At 54.2% G+C, this 1,549-nt stretch carries 2 protein-coding genes; both read right to left on the bottom strand.

Annotation, left to right across the window (positions count from 1 at the left end):
• Nucleotides 1-725, bottom strand: a 725-nt coding sequence (locus COY37_RS06080; RefSeq protein ID WP_286976752.1) for a GltB/FmdC/FwdC-like GXGXG domain-containing protein, incomplete at its 3' end; no start/stop codon positions are given.
• Nucleotides 725-1,549: NAD(P)/FAD-dependent oxidoreductase (locus tag COY37_RS06075; RefSeq protein WP_286976749.1), on the bottom strand; the 825-nt coding region annotated here is incomplete at its 5' end. The genes COY37_RS06080 and COY37_RS06075, both read right to left, overlap by 1 nt.

Here is a 1,549-nt window from a genome sequence, read left to right as displayed (position 1 = left end):
ACGGCTTTGATTTTTATGAAATCGCCTTTCAGTATCTCGGCTGCGTCCAGACCTACCTCTTCGGCAAATTCGCCGACGTACTTCTTAATGGTTTCGCGATCTTTATTGTCCGGATCGAGAACCGCAACCTCTTTTCCAAGCTGGTAGTCCTCGAGTTTGCCGCGGACATAGATAACGCCGCCGTGCATGCCGGTTGCGAAGTAGTTGCCGGCGATCCGGTCTTTGCCGTTGTGGCCGACGTTAAGGCCGAGTAAAATCACCGTGCCTCCGGCCATATACTCGCCGAAGAAATCGCCCGCCATGCCCCCCACGACCATTACGGGTATTTTATCTTTATATTCCTTCATGTGGATGCCGACACGGTAGCCGACGTCGCCTTTTACGAAAAGCTTGCCGCCGCGCATACCGTAGCCGAGAACGTCACCCGCATCGCCGTGGATAACGATCTTGCCCTCATTCATAGTATTGGCCACATGGTCCTGCGCGTTTGCGTAAACTTGTATTGTCGGGCCGTTCATAAACGCACCGAGATCCGCCCCAGGCACGCCATCTATGGTGATGTTGACCGGGACGTCGATCGCGTCGCCGATATAGCGCTGCCCGTTAACATTTACTAATTTTATTTCGATCTCACCGTTTTTGACGGCTTCCCTGATCTGTTCGTTAAGCTCACGATAGTGCAATCCCTTGGCGTCTATAACGAATTCTTTTGTGCTTACCGTCATTACGATACACCCAGCCTTTCTTTCCTCAGTTCAACCGGGAAGTCGATGTACCCAAAATCGTTGGCCAACAGGCGGTCGCGCATATTGCTGACATCGATCCGGTCGCGGATAAGGCCGGTGATAAGGCCCGCCCTATCGATATTGCCAACCATGACCGCGCCGACTACCATGCTTCCCCGTAAAACGATCTTGCGATAGGTGTCGCCCTCGACACTTGAGAGAACTTCGAGGTCGTCGGACTCGGTATTTGAAAGCCCTGCGGTAACCACCGGCACTCCAAACAGTTCAATCGAGTTTACGGCCAGGCCGCCTTTGAACTCACGATCGACCCCGGCCATGTTGAATCCGGCGATTTTGCCCTGGATGTAGGCGTTCGGCCAGATCGGCATAACGCGTTTGCCGCCGTTTAAGTAATCGGGGCCTTCTGTGACATCGCCTGCGGCGTAGATATCCGGCAGATTTGTCCTCATATGGTCGTCGACGATGATGCCGCGATTTACCTCAACACCGCTTTCTTTTGCAAAGCCGGCATTGGGGATAACGCCGATGGCGACGATAACCGCGTCGCAGTCGAGCGCCTCGCCGCTTTTCAGCTTTACGCCGTTGACCAGGCCCATATTGTCACCCAGTATCTCTTCAACAGTATCTTCGGTGATGATATTTACTCCCGCTTTTTCAAGGGCGCCTTGAACGATTGCGCCCGCATCGGTATCCAAAACGGCCGCCATAACGCGGTTGGCAAGCTCGACGACCGTGACTTTTACGCCTCGGTGGTGCAGGCTCTCGGCCGCTTTGAGCCCAATCAGACCGGCCCCGATTACAAC

The organism is Candidatus Aquicultor secundus, from assembly GCF_002791875.1.
GTDB classification, from domain to species: Bacteria; Actinomycetota; Aquicultoria; order Aquicultorales; family Aquicultoraceae; genus Aquicultor_A; species Aquicultor_A secundus.
Note: the sequence above shows the minus strand (reverse complement) of the source record. Positions and strands in the feature narration are given on the sequence as shown.